The sequence below is a fragment of the Pseudoalteromonas sp. c7(2019) genome (assembly GCF_011378625.1).
GTDB lineage: Bacteria > Pseudomonadota > Gammaproteobacteria > Enterobacterales > Alteromonadaceae > Pseudoalteromonas > Pseudoalteromonas arctica.
This window is the reverse complement of record NZ_WTKS01000004.1, coordinates 232,540-250,583: the sequence shown is the minus strand read 5'-3', so window position 1 is coordinate 250,583 and position 18,044 is coordinate 232,540. Positions and strand designations below refer to the sequence as shown.

Annotated in this window: 20 protein-coding genes; 7 read left to right on the top strand and 13 right to left on the bottom strand. The window is 38.6% G+C overall.

Annotated features, from left to right (window positions below):
• From GQR38_RS06605 to GQR38_RS06590, 4 genes are read right to left on the bottom strand one after another with little or no spacing between them, the layout of a single operon-like run.
• Positions 1 to 444, bottom strand: coding sequence for a DUF4426 domain-containing protein (locus GQR38_RS06605; protein WP_165722129.1), 444 nt, complete (start codon positions 442 to 444; stop codon positions 1 to 3).
• Between the two features lie 60 nt (positions 445 to 504).
• Entirely contained in the window at positions 505 to 1,038 is a 534-nt protein-coding gene (locus GQR38_RS06600; RefSeq protein ID WP_007585413.1) for a YggT family protein, read from the bottom strand.
• 27 nt (positions 1,039 to 1,065) lie between these two features.
• Positions 1,066 to 1,887: a pyrroline-5-carboxylate reductase gene (gene proC / locus GQR38_RS06595; RefSeq protein ID WP_002962567.1), complete on the bottom strand. Its 822-nt coding sequence runs from the start codon at positions 1,885 to 1,887 to the stop codon at positions 1,066 to 1,068.
• A 17-nt stretch (positions 1,888 to 1,904) separates the two neighbouring features.
• A complete protein-coding gene (locus tag GQR38_RS06590) occupies positions 1,905 to 2,618 on the bottom strand; it encodes a YggS family pyridoxal phosphate-dependent enzyme (protein WP_165722128.1) in 714 nt (237 codons plus the stop codon).
• 2 nt (positions 2,619 to 2,620) lie between these two features.
• Between GQR38_RS06590 and GQR38_RS06585 the strand changes: the two genes are divergently transcribed.
• Positions 2,621 to 3,661 (top strand): type IV pilus twitching motility protein PilT, encoded by a 1,041-nt coding sequence (locus GQR38_RS06585; protein ID WP_007585408.1) that lies wholly within the window; start codon positions 2,621 to 2,623, stop codon positions 3,659 to 3,661.
• A 9-nt stretch (positions 3,662 to 3,670) separates the two neighbouring features.
• Positions 3,671 to 4,807: a PilT/PilU family type 4a pilus ATPase gene (locus GQR38_RS06580; protein ID WP_010553294.1), complete on the top strand. Its 1,137-nt coding sequence runs from the start codon at positions 3,671 to 3,673 to the stop codon at positions 4,805 to 4,807.
• A gap of 90 nt (positions 4,808 to 4,897) precedes the next feature.
• Here the strand turns inward: GQR38_RS06580 and ruvX are convergent, their stop codons facing one another.
• From ruvX to GQR38_RS06550, 6 genes are all read right to left on the bottom strand, one after another.
• Positions 4,898 to 5,347, bottom strand: coding sequence for a Holliday junction resolvase RuvX (ruvX, locus tag GQR38_RS06575; protein ID WP_008170791.1), 450 nt, complete (start codon positions 5,345 to 5,347; stop codon positions 4,898 to 4,900).
• Between the two features lie 38 nt (positions 5,348 to 5,385).
• Positions 5,386 to 5,943 carry a YqgE/AlgH family protein gene (locus tag GQR38_RS06570; protein WP_007585401.1) on the bottom strand — a complete coding sequence of 186 codons (558 nt, stop codon included), beginning with the start codon at positions 5,941 to 5,943 and terminating at the stop codon, positions 5,386 to 5,388.
• A gap of 155 nt (positions 5,944 to 6,098) precedes the next feature.
• A complete protein-coding gene (gshB, locus tag GQR38_RS06565) occupies positions 6,099 to 7,049 on the bottom strand; it encodes a glutathione synthase (protein ID WP_007585399.1) in 951 nt (316 codons plus the stop codon).
• Positions 7,050 to 7,103: 54 nt separating this feature from the next.
• Positions 7,104 to 7,838 carry a 16S rRNA (uracil(1498)-N(3))-methyltransferase gene (gene rsmE, locus GQR38_RS06560; protein WP_024592834.1) on the bottom strand — a complete coding sequence of 245 codons (735 nt, stop codon included), beginning with the start codon at positions 7,836 to 7,838 and terminating at the stop codon, positions 7,104 to 7,106.
• Between the two features lie 69 nt (positions 7,839 to 7,907).
• A complete protein-coding gene (locus GQR38_RS06555) occupies positions 7,908 to 8,408 on the bottom strand; it encodes a hypothetical protein (protein ID WP_007585395.1) in 501 nt (166 codons plus the stop codon).
• A 62-nt stretch (positions 8,409 to 8,470) separates the two neighbouring features.
• The gene (locus GQR38_RS06550) at positions 8,471 to 9,364 is read right to left on the bottom strand and encodes a hypothetical protein (protein ID WP_007585393.1); all 894 of its coding nucleotides are present in this window, start codon (positions 9,362 to 9,364) and stop codon (positions 8,471 to 8,473) included.
• Between the two features lie 77 nt (positions 9,365 to 9,441).
• Here GQR38_RS06550 and glnE point away from each other — a divergent pair, with 77 nt between their 5' ends.
• On the top strand, positions 9,442 to 12,237 hold the full coding sequence (gene glnE / locus GQR38_RS06545; protein ID WP_165722127.1) for a bifunctional [glutamate--ammonia ligase]-adenylyl-L-tyrosine phosphorylase/[glutamate--ammonia-ligase] adenylyltransferase: 2,796 nt from the start codon (positions 9,442 to 9,444) through the stop codon (positions 12,235 to 12,237).
• Between the two features lie 112 nt (positions 12,238 to 12,349).
• Here the strand turns inward: glnE and GQR38_RS06540 are convergent, their stop codons facing one another.
• The 3 genes from GQR38_RS06540 to tolC all read right to left on the bottom strand — a co-directional run bounded on the left by GQR38_RS06540 (position 12,350) and on the right by tolC (position 15,359).
• Positions 12,350 to 12,922, bottom strand: a complete 573-nt coding sequence (locus tag GQR38_RS06540) for a toxin co-regulated pilus biosynthesis Q family protein (RefSeq protein ID WP_024592837.1) — start codon at positions 12,920 to 12,922, stop codon at positions 12,350 to 12,352.
• Between the two features lie 41 nt (positions 12,923 to 12,963).
• Complete coding sequence (lpxL, locus tag GQR38_RS06535) at positions 12,964 to 13,893, bottom strand: LpxL/LpxP family Kdo(2)-lipid IV(A) lauroyl/palmitoleoyl acyltransferase (RefSeq protein ID WP_024590685.1); 930 nt, start codon at positions 13,891 to 13,893, stop codon at positions 12,964 to 12,966.
• A gap of 110 nt (positions 13,894 to 14,003) precedes the next feature.
• Positions 14,004 to 15,359: an outer membrane channel protein TolC gene (gene tolC / locus GQR38_RS06530; protein ID WP_024590686.1), complete on the bottom strand. Its 1,356-nt coding sequence runs from the start codon at positions 15,357 to 15,359 to the stop codon at positions 14,004 to 14,006.
• Between the two features lie 151 nt (positions 15,360 to 15,510).
• On the opposite strand from tolC, the gene GQR38_RS06525 reads away from it, so the two are divergent.
• Genes GQR38_RS06525 through GQR38_RS06510 form a run of 4 tightly spaced genes read left to right on the top strand, consistent with a single transcriptional unit; the run spans position 15,511 to position 17,939 of the window.
• Entirely contained in the window at positions 15,511 to 16,137 is a 627-nt protein-coding gene (locus GQR38_RS06525) for an NUDIX domain-containing protein (protein ID WP_076916364.1), read from the top strand.
• Positions 16,138 to 16,163: 26 nt separating this feature from the next.
• On the top strand, positions 16,164 to 16,622 hold the full coding sequence (locus GQR38_RS06520; RefSeq protein ID WP_024592841.1) for a DUF1249 domain-containing protein: 459 nt from the start codon (positions 16,164 to 16,166) through the stop codon (positions 16,620 to 16,622).
• The gene (locus GQR38_RS06515) at positions 16,609 to 17,394 is read left to right on the top strand and encodes a metallophosphoesterase (protein ID WP_024592842.1); all 786 of its coding nucleotides are present in this window, start codon (positions 16,609 to 16,611) and stop codon (positions 17,392 to 17,394) included. The genes GQR38_RS06520 and GQR38_RS06515 overlap by 14 nt, the downstream gene beginning before the upstream one ends.
• On the top strand, positions 17,379 to 17,939 hold the full coding sequence (locus GQR38_RS06510; protein ID WP_007585377.1) for a YqiA/YcfP family alpha/beta fold hydrolase: 561 nt from the start codon (positions 17,379 to 17,381) through the stop codon (positions 17,937 to 17,939). The genes GQR38_RS06515 and GQR38_RS06510 overlap by 16 nt, the downstream gene beginning before the upstream one ends.
• Positions 17,940 to 18,044 lie beyond the last annotated feature (105 nt).

Genomic DNA, 18,044 nt, shown 5'->3' with positions numbered 1-18,044 from the left:
TTAATCTACGTAAAATTTTTGCTGAAACTGTAATTTTTGAAATTGATTACTTTGTTGTATTTCAATCTCAAAGCGTAAAATCTCTTCGTTGGTATAATCAACTTGGGCAAGGTAATAAATTGAATCACCTTCTTTTACTTCTTTAAAAGTAAGCGTTTGTTTGTTGCCAAGTAGGTTTCTAGCTGTGCCAGTAAGCTTTGCTGTTTGGGCTGTATTTTCGGCATTATTTTTTAAAACAGAAATATTTACAATGCCTTTGTATCCGCTTCGCTCAAGGCCATACGCTTTTGCTATTTTTGGCTGAATAAAAGTAGAAGGAAAGGCGATGTAATGCACTTGCCAAGGGCCAAGCTCTTTATATTGTGCGCCTTGCATTTCTTCGCTTTGCGCGTTAAATGCAAATGCTAAACAAGCAATAAAACAAAACTTAATTAAACGGTTCATTATGTATTCCTCAAAACATATAAAAAAGAGGCCTTTGGGCCTCTAATTAAAAAATCCATATTAGACTAAAAAATCCATAAGCAGCATTTGCAAAAACTGAATACCAATAATAAGCACTAAAACTGATAAATCTAAGCCACCCATTGATGGCAATATTTTACGAATTGGTTTTAGCATTGGTTCAGTAAGCTGATGGAAAACCGCTTCTATAGGGTTATAACCTTGGCTAACCCAACTTAAAATAGCGCGAATAATAAGTACCCAAAAAACTAAGTTAAGGCCTTCTTTTAGTACCGTTATAAGTGCTTGTATAATTACAGGCTGTATTGCCCACGCATTATATATAACAAGCATTAAAGTACTAATTTTGGCTACAGCCACTATAAATGCCAACAGCAGAGATGCTAAATCAAGTCCGCCAAATCCCGGAATGATTTTACGCAGTGGTTTTACCGCAAACGAAGTGGCTTTAACCACAAACTGGCTCATTGGATTATAAAAGTCGGCTTTTGCCCACTGCAGCCAAAAGCGCAGTAATACCACCATTAAAAACAAATCAAACAGGGTACTGATTAAAAATTGCATGGCATTCATAGTGTAACCTTCAATAAAAAAGTGGTTTTAAAGTTCTTTTTCCATTTGCTCTGCACGCGCAATACACGCATCCATTGCATCGCCAACGGTTTTAGTTAAGCCTTCATCTTTTAAGTGCTCAACAGCTGCGTGAGTAGTACCGCCTTTAGATGTTACGTTTGAACGTAGTTGCGAAATACTAATATCAGGCTGGCTAAGTGCCATTTCGGCGGCGCCAAGGGCTGTTTGTTGTACTAAACGACGAGCGTCTTCATCATTAAAGCCCAGCGCTTTGGCTTTTTCTTCTATGGCTTCCATAAATAAGAAAAAGTAAGCTGGTGATGAGCCGGTCACAGCAATAATATCGTTAATTTGTGATTCTTTTTCGACCCATACAACAATGCCAGTGCATTCAAAAACTTGTTGTACAAACTCGTGTTCGCTTTGTGTTTCGCCCGCGCCATATAAACCTGATACACCACGGCCTAATAAAGACGGTGTATTTGGCATACAACGTACCATTTTAACGTCTTGACCTAGCATTTCACGTAAACGTTTTACAGTTAAGCCAGCAGCAACAGAAATAAACAGTTTATCGCTAAAATCTACGCCCGACTCTTGAAACGATTTACATAAATCGCCCATCATTTGTGGTTTAACAGACAAAACAATTACATCAGCATCGCGCAGGGCTTCGTTATTGTCACTGGTGGTTTGCACCTTGAAATCAAAGGCTACCTTTTCAAGCTTTTCTTGGTTGCGATTAGTCGCAATAATGTTACTTGCGTTAAAACCGTTTTTTACCATGCCACCAATAATGGCGTAGCTCATATTACCTGTGCCTATAAATGCGATTTTTTTATCTGACATAAATCTGTTATCACCTTTTAAGTTCGTGTTCCAAAAATGTCTGTGCCGATCCTTACCATGGTTGAGCCTGCACTAATGGCAGCTTCAACATCGTTACTCATACCCATCGACAAAGTATCTACTTGAGGATATTGGGTCTTTAGTTTATCAAAGCAAGTTTGTAATTGCTCAAAAGATTGAATTTGCGTATCCAGATCGTTGCTTTTAGCGGGAATCGCCATTAAACCTCGAAGTGTTAAGTGCTCACATTGGTTAATAAAATCGGCAAGTTCATTTATTTCATCTGGGCGGCAGCCCGACTTCGCTTCCTCATTACTTATATTTACTTGAATAAGTATATTAAGAGGCTGTTTATCGTCTGGGCGCTGGGAATCTAATCGTTTCGCTATTTTTATGCGATCAACACTTTGCACCCAATCAAAGTTGGCAGCCACTAAAGCACTTTTATTAGATTGAATAGGGCCAATGAAATGCCAAATGATGTCGCTATATGACTGTAGTTGAGCTATTTTATCTATAGCCTCTTGAACATAAGATTCACCAAATTCGCGCTGACCATGCTCATAAGCTGCAATAACATCTTCGCTTGGTTTGGTTTTAGACACTGCCAGTAGAGTGACTTCGTTAGTGTTTCGTTGTGCAATTTTTGCCGCGTCTGCAATTCTAGCGTAGGCGGATGTGAGTCGTTCTGCTATTGTAACCATATATTTATCAGTTAGTTGTGGAGTCATAAATGGATATTACCGAATTATTAGCGTTTAGTGTGCAACACAAAGCATCCGATTTACATTTATCGTCGGGTGTTTCACCTATGATACGCGTAGACGGTGATGTTCGCCGCATTAATATACCAGCCCTTGCAGACAAAGACGTAAACAGCCTAGTTTACGATATTATGAACGATAATCAACGCAAGGACTATGAACAAAATCTCGAAGTGGATTTTTCGTTTGAAGTGCCTAATTTAGCACGTTTTCGTGTGAATGCGTTTAACTCTAATCGCGGGCCTGCTGCGGTATTTCGTACCATACCAAGTGAAGTGTTAACGCTTGATGATTTAGGTGCGCCAGATATTTTTAAAACAATCTCCGATACCCCACGTGGACTCGTGTTAGTGACAGGCCCAACGGGCTCTGGTAAATCAACAACACTTGCCGCTATGGTCGATTATATAAATCAAAATAAACATCACCATATTCTAACAATAGAAGATCCAATCGAGTTTGTTCACGATAATAAATTAAGCCTTATTAATCAACGTGAGGTACATCGCGATACTCATAGCTTTTCAAACGCGCTACGTAGTGCATTGCGTGAAGATCCAGATGTAATATTGGTCGGTGAGTTACGTGATTTAGAAACAATTCGTCTTGCAATGACCGCTGCTGAAACGGGTCACTTAGTGTTTGGCACGTTGCATACAACATCTGCACCAAAAACCATTGACCGTATTATTGATGTATTCCCAGGTGAAGAAAAATCAATGGTACGTTCAATGTTATCTGAATCTTTGCGTGCTGTTATCTCGCAAACACTGCTTAAAAAGATTGGTGGCGGGCGAGTTGCAGCACACGAAATTATGATTGCAGTACCTGCTATTCGTAACTTAATTCGTGAAGACAAAATTGCACAAATGTACTCGTCTATTCAAACCGGTGCGTCTGTGGGCATGCAAACAATGGATCAATGTTTAACTAATTTAGTTAATCACGGCATTGTTACAAATGCGGCAGCGAAAGAAAAAGCACAAGACAAAACACAATTTGGCGGGTAAGAAACTATTATGGCTTTATCTTTAAACGACTTTTTACTCATTATGATTGAGAAAAAAGGTTCTGACTTATTTGTATCGAGTCAGCTACCTGTAAGCGCAAAAATAAACGGTGAGCTAACAGCCCTAAGTGACGATAGGCTTACTGATGAGCAATCGCTTGAGTTAGTAGAATCTGCAATGAGCGAAAAGCAAAAAGCAGAGTTTCATACAACGAAAGAATGTAACTTTGCGATTGCCACTGACGAAGGGCGCTTTCGTATTTCTGCTTTTTGGCAACGCGATAAAGCAGGTATGGTTATTCGCCGTATTGTTACGCAAATACCTGATGTGAGTGAGCTAGGTCTTCCTTCTATTCTTACCGATGTAATTATGTCTAAGCGTGGCCTTGTTTTGTTCGTCGGTGGTACTGGCACGGGTAAATCAACATCGCTAGCCGCACTTATTGGTTACCGTAACCGACATCAACGTGGTCATATACTGACTATTGAAGATCCGATTGAATTTGTTCATGAGCATCGCAAAAGTATTATTACTCAACGCGAAGTAGGGCTTGATACCGAAAGCTTTGAGTCAGCACTTAAAAGCTCATTACGCCAAGCTCCCGATGTAATTTTGATTGGTGAAATTCGCTCTCAAGAAACTATGGAATACGCACTAAGCTTTGCCGAAACAGGTCATTTATGTGTTGCAACACTGCATGCTAATAATGCTAACCAAGCGATTGACCGTATTATGCATTTAGTTCCAAAAGAAAAACACGATAAGCTTAAGTACGATTTAGCACTTAACTTACGTGCAATTGTGGCCCAGCAATTAGTACCGACTGCTGATGGTGAAAGCCGTGTTGCAGCTATTGAAATATTGCTTAACTCACCAATGGTTGCTGAACTGATTAAAAACGGTGATATTGGTGGTATTAAAGAGGCAATGGCTAAATCGAAAGAAATGGGCATGCAAACCTTTGACCAAGCATTATTTGAGCTGTATAGACAGCAGCGAATTAATTACGCTGATGCACTGCATCATGCTGATTCGCCAAATGATTTACGTTTAATGATTAAACTGCGCAATAACGAGCAGCAAGGTGCGGGCTTTTTACAAGGCGTTACTATTGATGGCCTTGACGATAAAAATAGCGATCAATAATTTAAAAAGTAATAAATATAAATACTTAATATAAAAAAAAGCGCCAATTGGCGCTTTTTATTTATATAACAGATTATTTATATAGCCTGTTTATTCACCGTAACTAGACTCAAAAAAACTTTCTAAAATAATAACCGCAGACATATTATCTACGTTACCTTTGCCTAAGTTTTTATAGCCACCACTTTCAAAAAGTCGCGCTTTAGCATCCGCAGTCGTTAAACGCTCGTCTTGTGTTTGCACTGGAATGCCATAATGATTATGTAATCTGTTGGCAAACTTTTTTGCTTTAAAGGTAACCTCTTGTGACGTTCCATCCATATTTAGTGGTAAGCCAACAACCATTAAGTCAGGCTGCCATTCGGTTACTTGTACAGCAATATGGTCCCAGTTAGGAATGCCATCTTGTGCTTTTACAGCCTTAAGGCTAGAGGCGCTGCCTGTTAGCTCTTGCCCAATAGCAATACCAATACTTTTGGTGCCAAAGTCAAAGCCCATTACAGTGCGTTCGCCTTGCGGCTTAAGCGATTTTTTTGTCATGTGTATCTTGTTTAAGTTTGCTAAGGGTTAAGTTACTATTATGCGTGACCAGCTTCAGGGCTGAGTTGGCTAATATCAAAGCCCAACATTGAAACTGCTTTTTCCCATCGTTTTTCAACGGGGGTATCAAAAATGATCTTCGGATCGGCTTCTATTATCAACCAACTGTTATCAAGTAACTCTTGTTCGAGTTGTCCTTGCTCCCACCCTGAATAACCCAATGTAATAATAAATTGTTCAGGTGCTTGTGCGGTAGTTAAGCTTGCTAAAACGTCTTTTGAGGTAGTGATCATAATATCGCTACTGAGTTTTTGGCTTGCTGAATAACCTGATTGAGGAGAGTGCAAAACAAAACCACGGTCAGTTTTAACGGGTCCGCCTGCAAACACACTTACTTTTGCTGCGTTTTGCGTTTTGTCGTTATCAATTTCTATTTTATCTAAAAGTTCGCCAACGGTAACATCAATAGGTTGGTTTATTACCAAGCCCATAGCCCCATCTTCATTGTGCTCACAAATATAGGTAACAGCACGTTTAAAAAAAGGGTCTTGCATCGACGGCATCGCGATTAAAAAATGATTTTCTAATGACTGCATAGATTTCACCCTTTTTAGTTAATGAACTTTGAGTATGGCACATACCTTTGTTTTTAAAACTAAAAAAGCACTTTCATACAGTTTAAAAATTAATAGTTAACAACTATATTAAAATTTATGACACGAAAGTGCTTTTAATAACGATAGGTAGATACTTATTTATCTAGCTTTCTTTCAATGGCATCAAACAAAATACCTGTAATAGAAATATCATAAGCAGCTTCAATTTCGCGCACGCACGTTGGTGCAGTTACGTTAATTTCAGTTAATTTATCGCCAATAATATCTAAACCTACAAATATTAAGCCTTTTTCTTTAAGCGTTGGTGCAACCGCTTGCGCTATTTTTAAATCTGACTCGCTAAGTGGACGGGCTTCGCCTCGACCGCCAACAGCTAAATTACCGCGTGTTTCACCATTTTGTGGAATTCGCGCTAAACAATACGGAATAACCTCACCATCAATAACCAATACGCGCTTGTCGCCTTGTTTGATCTCTGGGATGTAATTTTGCACCATAGCAAAGCGGCTGCCGTGCTCGGTTAGCGTTTCACAAATTACACCAATGTTGGCATCGTCTTCTCTAAGGCGGAAAATAGATGCGCCACCCATGCCATCAAGGGGTTTTAAAATAATGTCTTTATGCTCGGCTAAAAACTCACGAATTTGTTTTTGGCTACGTGTAACAAGTGTGTCTGGCGTATGTTCGCTAAACCATGCTGTAAATAGCTTTTCGTTAGCATCGCGAAGGCTTTGTGGCTTGTTAATTATTAACGTACCTTCTTGTTCTGCACGCTCTAAAATATACGTCGCGTAAATGTATTCGGTATCAAAAGGAGGATCTTTTCGCATTAAAATAACATCAAGGTCGGCAAGGGCTATAGTGGCTTTTTCTTCAAGCTCGTACCATTTTTCTGCATTATTAAACACTTGCGCTTTAGACGCTGTAGCGTACGACTTACCTTTACGAAGAGATAAATCATCCATCTCCATATAATAAATTTCGTAGCCGCGTTCTTGCGCTTGCATCATCATTGCAAAACCGGTGTCTTTTTTGATGTTAAATCCACTAATAGGATCTGAAATAATACCTAACTTAATTGCCATGCGCTGTGCCTTACTATAAATGTTACTGTTTATATGAGGGTGCTTTTAGTTATTTCAATTAGCTAAATCGCCAAATTGAAGTTGTAATGCACTTAAGACCGTTAAAGCGGCTGTTTCCGTTCGTAAAACGCGCGGGCCTAAGCGAATATCCACAAATTCTAGTTGTTTAGTTAGTGCTATTTCATCGTCGGTAAAGCCGCCTTCTGGGCCGACTAAAAAGCGTACGCCATCTTTAGGTACCGTAATGGTTTTAATGCTGTGCTCAGCACGAGGGTGAAGAGTGAGCTTAATTGCATTGGTTTGTTGTGCAAGCCATTGTTTTAAATCTACAGGGGGATGAATAATTGGCACAAAATTACGCCCAGATTGCTCTGCCGCTGCTATTGCAATTTTTTGCCATTGTTGGTGTTTTTTCTCAAGACGATCGCCCATTAGTTTCACGCCACAGCGCTGACTAAAAATAGGGGTGATTTCGGTAATGCCCAGTTCAACTGACTTTTGAATTGTAAAATCCATTTTATCACCACGGGATACACACTGGCCTAAATGAATTTTAAGCGGGGATTCTACATCATGAGGATTAAGCTCTAACGGCATTACGACGACTGTTTTTTTTGTTACCTCAATTATTTCACTAAGGTATTCGCCGCCTTCGCCATTAAAAATAGATACATGCTCGCCTACTTTCATGCGCAGCACTCTGCCAATATGCCCTGCAGCATCGTCATCTAAAGTTACAGGGGTGTTTAGGGCAATACTCGATGTTTGATAAATATGAGGAACTCGCATAGGGCGTCACTTATTACTTAGCGTAAAAATATATACTGCTATGGTAAGTAAGCTGGGAGCTGTGCGCAATTATTTATTTTTATTAAGTTGCTCTGCAAGGTCTATTAAATCTTGTGGTGTGTGCGCTATATCGTGATGATTTTGCGAAGGTTCTGTTAACGTCTCGTCAGTAACTAGGCTTAGTGTATAGCCTGTATCATCAAAGCTTATTAAAAAGCGCTCTTCATGTAACGAGTTATAAATAAAGCGTTGTTTATCGCTTGCTAGTAAGTAATCGGTACTATTAAAAAGGACTCCGTGTAAATCGTGATGCTCTTTTAGATAGTTAATTAATTCAGAAACGCTTATTTCGTTTTCAAGGTCGCAATAACTATAGTCTTTAATAAGTTCGTCAAACATCATTTTTACTAACTGGCGGGTATTACTGCCTGCTGCAATAAGCGTACTCGCTTTTGTTTTACCATTATTATTTACATAGTATTCGGCAAATGCTCGGCTAAATTCGTTGTCTATGTCAATTAACAAGTAATTCGTTATTTCAAGTGGCATAGAGCTAGGACCTTGTTGCATTTAAGTAATTACCATTATTACTTAAATGCAGACTTTTAATGGCTGTATTTTAGTAAAAAGGTCTAAAGAGAAAACATGCTAATAAGTAAATAGCCTATAGCACAAAAAACAGCAAACTCTATACATGCTACCCCAATATTATCTTGATGGTCTATTTCAAGAGCCGTATCAATATTTGGTAAAGAGATAACTTTTATCACATACGTTAAGCTGTAAAGTAGTATCCACATTACACCGCAATGCATAACGAGTGTAAATATGTTTTCTACCATTTTACCGTTTTGAAATGCTGCGCTAGATAAACCTGCATATACAGCCAATGCTAAGCCGATTGATTTACCAGCATACCTTATACCAATAGATGTATTCTCTAGGTTAAAGTTACTTTGTAGCGAAGCTCCTTGATTTGCTTTTGCAAAACGGTGTTCTCGTATTTTACTATCCAGTGCAAACATTCCCTGAAGCGTAAAAAAGCTAACACAAGCAATAAGTAAGTTACTGAATCCTTGGGTGTGCGTCCACGTGTACAAGCCAAGTGCGATAATACAGTTAGCGATTAACATGCCTGAATCTACCAATGCAGCACATACATTTTGTTTTAGTATGGCAGCTTCTTCGTTAAACCTGTGGAGTATCCATTTTCTGTGAATTAAATGACCCACTTTTATAAAAGTGAATAAAAGAATAATAATAATTAACACTTTTAACGGGTTTGACTGTGCGGTACTTATACTTATTTCGTCAAATAAGAAAGCCATAGTGGCTATAACAACTGATATTTCAGATGCAAAACTAATACCCATGGCAAAGTTGTCGTGTTGTGCTAGCTCATCTTTAAGCGCTTGTTTTGCTTTGATTTGAGTGACAACTCGTAAACAAAAAATAGTTATGCAAATAACCGCAAAACTAATGGCAATCGCAATAAAACTAGTGTTAGATAAAGACAAATATGACATGGTAATCCTAATTAAGTTAACCTTTCTAGGTTTTAATCATTCTAGTACGGTTATTGATGATATAAAAGAGAGGATTGATGAGTAACGTAAAGCAACTTCCTATTCAATTACAAAAACTTGGCTTGATGCGCTTTGAACAGTTATACCCGCAGCAAAGTAAACAAAGTGAAGTTGTAAGGTTATTAGCATTAAGCGACTTTGCTTGGCGCAGTTTAGAATCACAACCTGATTTAAATACTTGGCTATTATGCAAAGACGAAATACAAAATAGAGTAATAGATTCTCCTTTTAAAAACCTTAATTTAGCTGATATTGATGAAGTGCAGTGCCATAAAGTACTTCGCCAATATCGTGAAAAGTACTGGCTCAAAGTCGCCTTTTTAGATTTATGCTGTAACAATCCCATTGCCGATAGTATTAATTACATAAGCCAACTGGCTGACATGCTAATAAATAGTGCTAACCAATGGGCGCATGCACAGGTGGCAAAAGTAAATGGTGAGCCGCTTGATGAGCAAAACCAAGCAATGCCGTTAATGGTGTTGGGTATGGGAAAACTTGGCGGACAAGAGCTAAATTACTCCTCTGATATTGATCTCATTTTTGCATATCCGCGCAGTACAAAAACCCAAGGTGGCCGCAGAAGCCTTGAGGCTCAAGTATTTTATACCAAAGTTGCACAAAAGCTCATTGCATCACTTAACCAAGCCACCGGTGACGGGCAGGTATTTAGGGTTGATATGCGCCTACGCCCGTTTGGCGAAAGTGGCCCTTTGGTTATGAGCTTTAATGCCATTGAAGATTACTACCAAGAACAAGGTCGCGACTGGGAACGCTACGCGATGTTAAAAGGGCGCTTAATTGGCACGCCTAACAAATATTGGGATGAATTTATTAAGCTTTTAAAGCCGTTTGTTTATCGCCGGTATATTGATTTTTCGGTGATTGAATCTTTGCGTAAAATGAAGTTAATGATTGCACAAGAGGTTCGCCGTAAACGCTTAACTAATAATATAAAATTAGGTGCTGGTGGCATTCGTGAAGTTGAATTTATAGTGCAAGCCCTGCAAATGGTACGAGGTGGGCGAGAGGCTAACCTACAAACTCAATCATTACTTAAAGCATTAAATGAGTTGGCCCTCATCCAAGTTATAGATGAGCAAGAAGCAAGCGAGCTTAAACGCAATTACCTTTATTTGCGAAAAGTTGAGCAGTACTTACAAATATTTGACGATCAGCAAACGCAAACACTCCCCGATGATGAATTGAATCAGCAGCGCTTAAATTTATTATTAGAACAAGCTGATTTTTCTGCCACTTTAAGCACTATTGAAAAGGTAATGAAGCAAGTTAACGGTGAGTTTGCTCTCGTTATTGGTGAAGAAACCGCGCCACTAGATACCTGTGAAGGCGCATTTATTAGTGCTTGGGATCATGGTGATGTGAGCTTTTTAAAAGAGGCTAGAGATGAATGGCAAACACCCCTTAGCGATTTTAAATTAAGACTGTCTAAGGTAAACATAGGTAACCGAGGGCGTGAAACCCTTGATAAATTAATGCCTGTTTTATTGAGTCAGTTAAATGACTTTAATGCCAGCGCAGCTGCTTTTACAATGGTTTGCCAAATTTTTAATAAGATAATTTCACGTACTGCTTATTTAGAATTGCTGTACGAAAACCAAGGTGCATTAAAGCAACTTGTTTTACTGTGTTGTCATAGCAAATGGATAGGCGAGCATATTTCTCGCTACCCTATATTGCTGGATGAGCTAATAGACCCGGCTGTTCTTTATAAACCGACACCGTTAACCGCTTATAAAGATGAAATAAGGCAGTATTTTTTACGAATAGAGCATGACGATTTAGAACTGCAAATGGAGTCGCTTAGGCAATTTAAGCAAACGCATCAATTACGAATTGCAGCTGCCGATGCAACCGGTGTTCTTGATGTAATGAAAGTAAGCGATCACTTAACCGTACTGGCCGAAGCGATTGTTGATCAAGCTGTTAATATTGCATGGCATAACACCGTTAAGCGTTTTGGTATGCCCCCTGGCACTGATGATGAAAACAAAGGCTTTGCTGTTATTGCATATGGTAAAACAGGCGGCTTAGAAGTAGGGTACGACTCAGATTTAGATTTGGTGTTTGTGCATAATCATGATGGCTCAAGCCAAACCAATGGTGAAAAACCGATTGATTCTCGCCAGTTTTATTTAAAACTCGCTCAGCGCTTAATGCATTTATTTAATACTCGTACTGCATCAGGTATTTTGTATGAGCTTGATACTCGATTACGCCCTGAAGGTGCATCAGGTTTACTTGCTATCAATTTAGAGAGCTTTAATCACTATCAGCAAACTCAAGCATGGACGTGGGAACATCAAGCACTTGTGCGGGCTCGGTTAATTTTGGGCCAAGACGATCTTATAGATCGTTTTTCACAAATCCGTAAAAATATACTTTGCCAACAGCGCGATGATACCGTGTTAAAAGCCGATGTAATAAAAATGCGCGAAAAAATGCGCGACCATCTAGCGAAGGGAAATACTGAGCAATTTGACTTAAAACAAGATGTTGGTGGTATGGCTGATATTGAGTTTATTACGCAATATTTAGTACTTAAACACGCGAATGAGTTTGAGCAGCTTACCGTTTATTCAGATAACGTAAGAATATTAACGGATGCAGCAAATATAGGCTGTATTACTAAAGAGCAAAAACAGCAGTTGATCAAAGCGTATATTGATTATCGCTCGTGTTATCACGTGCTGAGCTTGGATCAAAAAGGCAAATTGATCTCGCGAGAAGCTTTTTTACAAGATATTACTAACGTAACGAATATTTGGAATAGTATTTTTGAATTGAATTGAATTGAATTGAATTGAATTGAATTGAATTGAATTGAATTGAATTGAATTGAATTGAATTGAATTGAATTGTAAAACCCAAGCGCTTGCTTGGGTTTTTTGTACGTGTAACCCCTTAAATCTTTAGCTTTAAACAGTTTGTTCGCACAAATTCTGATGGTAACTCTGTAATAACCGCAGCTCTTTGTTTGTGGCAAAAGTAAGTGTAAACCTCATGCTCAAAGTCGTCATTTATAGCACGACCAATTTGATAAAGTGCTGAAGTAAAGTTGCTGTCTACTCTAAAATGATCTTTAACTACGTAGTCTTTACTTAAATACCAGTAAAGCTCAATACCTTCATTTTTAGCATATTGATAGAGTACGTCTTTAAGTGTTGTGCCATTTTCAAAGCGTCTAGGTTCAACTTCTCCAGTCCAAGTGGTCGGCATTGGATCAACTGTTCGCGCACGTTCAGCCAATACTCTATCTAAGGTCTGTTCTGGTGTTTTAAGTTTTAAAACAAATTGATCTCGTTCTTTATTACTTTTTACTTGGTTACGAATAGAGGAGTAAAAACGTGATAATCCTTCGGCAGCTGCATTTTTAGATTTTTTAATATCAAATAAAGAGCCATCACTCAACAAAAAGTATACGGCGAGTGCTATTAGTACAGCTGCAAATGATAAATGCCTAATCCAAAACCACATGATTATTACCCACCTTATTTGTTCCTATTATTGTTATACCATTACTTTTTATAAAAAGAAGGGGTATTTTTATCAGGTCGAGTTTTAAAACGACGGTGTAGCCACATATATTGTTCGGGTGCGGCATTAACAGATTGTTCCATGCGTTGATTTACACGTGTTACATCAGCCTTATTATCACCACTGGGGAAGTTTTCAAGCTCTGGCAGTATTTCTAAGTGATATTTACCATTTTCATCACGGCGAGTTATTAAACTCATTGTTTCGCAGTTTTTACTGCCTGCAAACATAAGAGTACCCGTTGTAGTTGCAGCGTCAGGTACTGCGTAAAATGGGACAAATTCACAGCGGTTACGACCGTAATCTTGATCGGGTAAGTAATAACATACCTTTTTATTTTTTAATGCTTTTAGTAAACCTTTTACATCTTTTCGACCGATTAAATATTCGTTAGAGCGAAGGCGCCCATTAGTCGTAAAGTATTCCATTAGTGGGTTGTTATGAGGGCGATAAAAGCCAACACCCTGACACTCTAAGCCCATAATACGGCTAGCCATTTCAAGATGCAGAATATGAGGTACAAGCAATAAAACACCTTTACCAGACGCTTGTACGCGTTCAAAGTGCTCAAGCCCTTTAAAAGACCCTAATGCTTTTTGTGCTCGCCACTGCGGCCACCACCAGGCCATGCCAGTCTCAACCATTGCAATACCAGTGTTTTCCATATTTTTGAGCACAAGGTCTTTTTGATCTGCTGCGCTCATATCAGGAAAACACAGCTTAATATTTACTTCTGCAATATGGCGACGGCGCTTCATAAATTTATGAACTAAGCGACCAAGCTGTTTACCCATTGCCAATTGTAGTTTTTGCGGTAACCAAGAAATTAAATATAAAAATAGAACGCCAATCCACGTTAACCAGTATCGAGGGCCCAAAAAAGATGCTTTAAAAGGAGATGAGGTGACCACAAAAATATCTCTGAGAATAAAAACGATAGTTTAACGCTAAGCGCTGTAAAATACAAAAAGCCAGCATTTAGCTGGCTTCCAATGCGTTCATACTGCACGAGTAATGAAAATTAAGCGGCTTTTAAACCTTGGTTTATAGCAACTAAATCTGCACTTGTTAATGTACCCGCAGCTTGTTTTAGGCGAAGGGTAGATAACACATAACGGTAACGTACATCAGCAAGGTTACGCTTTGCATCGTACAAATTTTGCGTACTTACTAGTACGTCAACAATGGTACGAGTACCTACTTCAAAACCAGCTTCAGTTGCTTTAAGGGCACTTTGAGCTGAAACAACCGCTTGCTCTAGCGCTTTGTAAGTAGCAATGTCTGAAACAACTTGATTATAAGATGTAATCACTGTGCGAGTTACTGCGCGGTAATTTGTTTCATAGTCTTGGCTCGCACCTACGTAAAACGCACGGGCCTGATTTGTTGCAGCAACTGTTGCACCACCTGAATATAAAGGTACGCTAAAGTTAAGCCCTACAGAGCTTGAGTCTGAACGTGGCTGATCATCAAAGTTAGCGCCATTTATTTGATTGTCTGTAAGAGAATCGCCATAACTAGCACTTAGGGTTAGCTTTGGATAATGACCCGCTTTTGCTAATTCAATTTGATCTTTTGCAATATCAACCGTTACTTTAGACACTTGTAGGTTTATATTTTTATCTTCAGCTACTTTAACAAAGTCGCTTGAGCGCTTAGTTGGTTTAGTTGTTGAGAAAGTATCTGTATTTAAAAAGTCTAATTTTTCGTGATATTTACCTGTAATCTCACGAAGTTGCTCACGTGCTGTTTCTACAGCATTACCTGCAATAATTTCTTGAGCTACAGAGTTATCAAACTGAGCTTGCGCTTCGTGTACGTCAGTAATTGCTGTTAAGCCTACCGCATACCGTTGTTTTGTTTGCTCAAGTTGACGTTCAATTGCACGTTTTTCAGCTTCAACAAATTCAAGGTTATCGCTTGCACTTAATACGTTAAAATAACCTTCAGCAACGCGTACAATTAAGTTTTGTTTAGCTGCATCGTATAGGCCGCTTGCTTGAAGCGCTTGCTTGTCGGCAATATCTAACGTATTCCAGGCACCTAAATCAAATAATGTTTGGCTTAAGCTCACACCGCGAGAGAATTGGTCTGTATCACTTTCAACTTTTACTTGGTTAGATAAGTCGCCAACGCTTTGGTACGACGTTGCATCGCTTTTTGTATAACCCATAGTTAAACCAATTTGAGGTAATAGTGCACTCATCGCCAAATCGCTTTGGTAAGACTGCGCATCGGCTTGGGCTTTTGCTTTTAAAACAGTAGGATCGTTAGCTGTCGCTATTTCAAAAACTTGTAGTAAATCTTCAGCTTTCACTGCTGTTGCACCTAATGCGCATGATAAACTAACTAGCGCCGCAAGAATGTTCTTTTTCATGTGGGGTTCGGTCCTTAGACAATTTTTGTACTAAAAGCATGTTAACCTGTTTTACTGCATAACAAAAAAAATAATTAGTAAAACAGTATGTTCAAGTGTAACAGAATATATTAACGCATTTTAAAGCTTTAGATAAGTAGGAGGTATGTACGTGGTTGATAAAAAGCTCGTTCAATTTACACATAAAGATGTGAATTTAAAGCCAATAAAAAACCTTTATAAAGGTTTTTTTCAGGTTGATTTATACCAGTTTGAACATGCTCTTTTTGCGGGTGGAAAATCTAAAGTAATTAGTCGAGAAATATTAGAACGTGGCGATGCTATTGCAGTACTCCCTTACGATCCAATATCAGATACTGTTCTTTTAATTGAGCAAATACGTATTGGCGCTATTAAAAGCAAGCATTCGCCTTGGCTGCTAGAGTGTATAGCCGGAATGACAGACGGCAGTACGGATTACGAATCAGTTGTAAAAAAAGAAGCGTATGAAGAAGCTGGGCTTAAATTAACTGAACTTGAATTTATGCTTTCATACCTATCAAGCCCTGGTGGTACAACTGAGCGCTTACATTTATATTTAGCGCGTACTGACTTAAGCCAAGTGAAATCAGGTGTATATGGTCTTGAAACTGAAGGCGAGGATATAAAAACTCACATTCTATCAGTTGATGATGCGCTAATGCGCCTCAATAACGGTGAAATGGATAATGCGGCAACGGTTATTTGTATGCAGTGGCTTGCGCTAAATCGCGAAAAAATGGCAAGCAAATGGGCATAAACTCTTACTAATATTATGGTGGTACTTTGACAGCACAATTAGCAACAAAGCGATATATTCAGAGCCTCCCAAAGTATTTAACACTTTGTGAGCATAACTATGTGCGACTATTAAAGTTGTTACCGAGCGAGCGCAATATAGGAAGCATTCGTGAAGTTAAACTTGGCAACAGTGAGTTTGCTACAAAAATTGATGGCAGCGCAAAATACACTATGGATATTTCAATTAAGCAGCTAACAGGAATGGTTAAAGGGATTACGCCACTGTATTTAACGGTGCGTTTGTATCACGATGCCAAAGTGGCTGAAATTGTTCATCACGATTATCATCAACGCATAAAACCATCTTATGGATACCCTAACCCTAAAATGCATCAAAAAGATGAAAAGTATCAACTTAATGCTTTTTTATACGATTGGTTAGTGGCCTGTGTAGAGCACGGACAAGCGACGTTAAATTGGGATGTAAATAATGGCTTGGTTTGATGATACATATACATTTGATAAATCATCTTTGTGCATTGCTCATATTACTGACAGCCATTTATTTGCAGACAAAAGCGGTGAGTACTTTACTGTAAATACCGCAGAACATTTTGAACAAGCCTTGGCACACATAGCAAAACAATCAATAGACTGCATTATTTTTGGTGGCGATTTAACACAAGATCATAGTTTTGAATCGTACTTATTATTTAGTGAACTTATAAATGCCAGTGACATTACTTGTCCTGTATTTTGGGTGCCAGGTAATCATGATGAACTAGCAATGCTTAATCGCATAAGTGGTGGGCAAATAAATTCGGCTAAACATATTATTGCTAATGGGATTGAGTTACTTCTTATTAATTCTAAAGGGCCCACGCCCGCAGGATGGGTTACTGGCACGCATTTAGATGAAGTAACGGACGCTTTAGTCAACTCGAATAATAGTAAAGTTATATTTTGTCATCATAATCCGCTGCCAATAAACGGCTACCTTGATAAACACTTATTAGAAAATGGCCCACAGCTTTTAAATATCTTAGTTAATAGTAATAATGTATCTGCGCTTTTTCATGGGCATGTGCACAATGATTACGAACAAAGTTTTAGAGGGCTGCCCATATATGCGACCCCAGCCAGCTCAATACAGTTTGTAAAGCACACTTCACAGTGGGAGCAAAAAAATGCGGGACCAGCTTACAGAACGCTAAATATAAAGAGTAAAAAAGATAAAGTAGAAGTAAAAACGGAAGTAGTATGGCTAAACGCGTAATTTATATTCATGGCTTTAATAGTTCACAAAAATCATATAAAGCTGTGCGCTTTGGTGAGCTTATGGCAAACTATGACGTTGATTATTGTGTACCGAACTTAAACCACGAGCCCCTACAAGCTATAATTGAGCTTGAACAATTACTAACGCCAAATACCGTTTTATTAGGTAGCTCGTTAGGTGGTTTTTTTGCCACGTATTTATCGCAGCGTTATCAAATTCCTGCAGTGGTTATTAATCCCGCGGTCGCACCCTATAATTTATTACAGTCGTTACTTGGACCTAATTATAATCCGTATCAAGATTATCATTACGATTTAAATAACAGTCATATTGAGGCACTTAAATTACTCGCTGTAGATAAATTAGCATACCCTGAGTTACTGTACTTATTACAGCAAACAGGCGATGAAGTGTTGAACTTTCAACACGCAGTAAAATATTATTCGCAATGCAAGCAATTGATAGAATTTGGTGGCGATCATAGCTACGTTGAATTTGAACGCACTTTTGCAAGTATTGTAGATTTTCTTAAAATCACGTAAAACTAGTTAGCCTGAACTGAGGTTAGTTACTATATTAACGCTTTAGCGCATATAACAATAAAACTAGTAAAACGTATTAGAGCCTTAGCGGATATAAAGACAAAA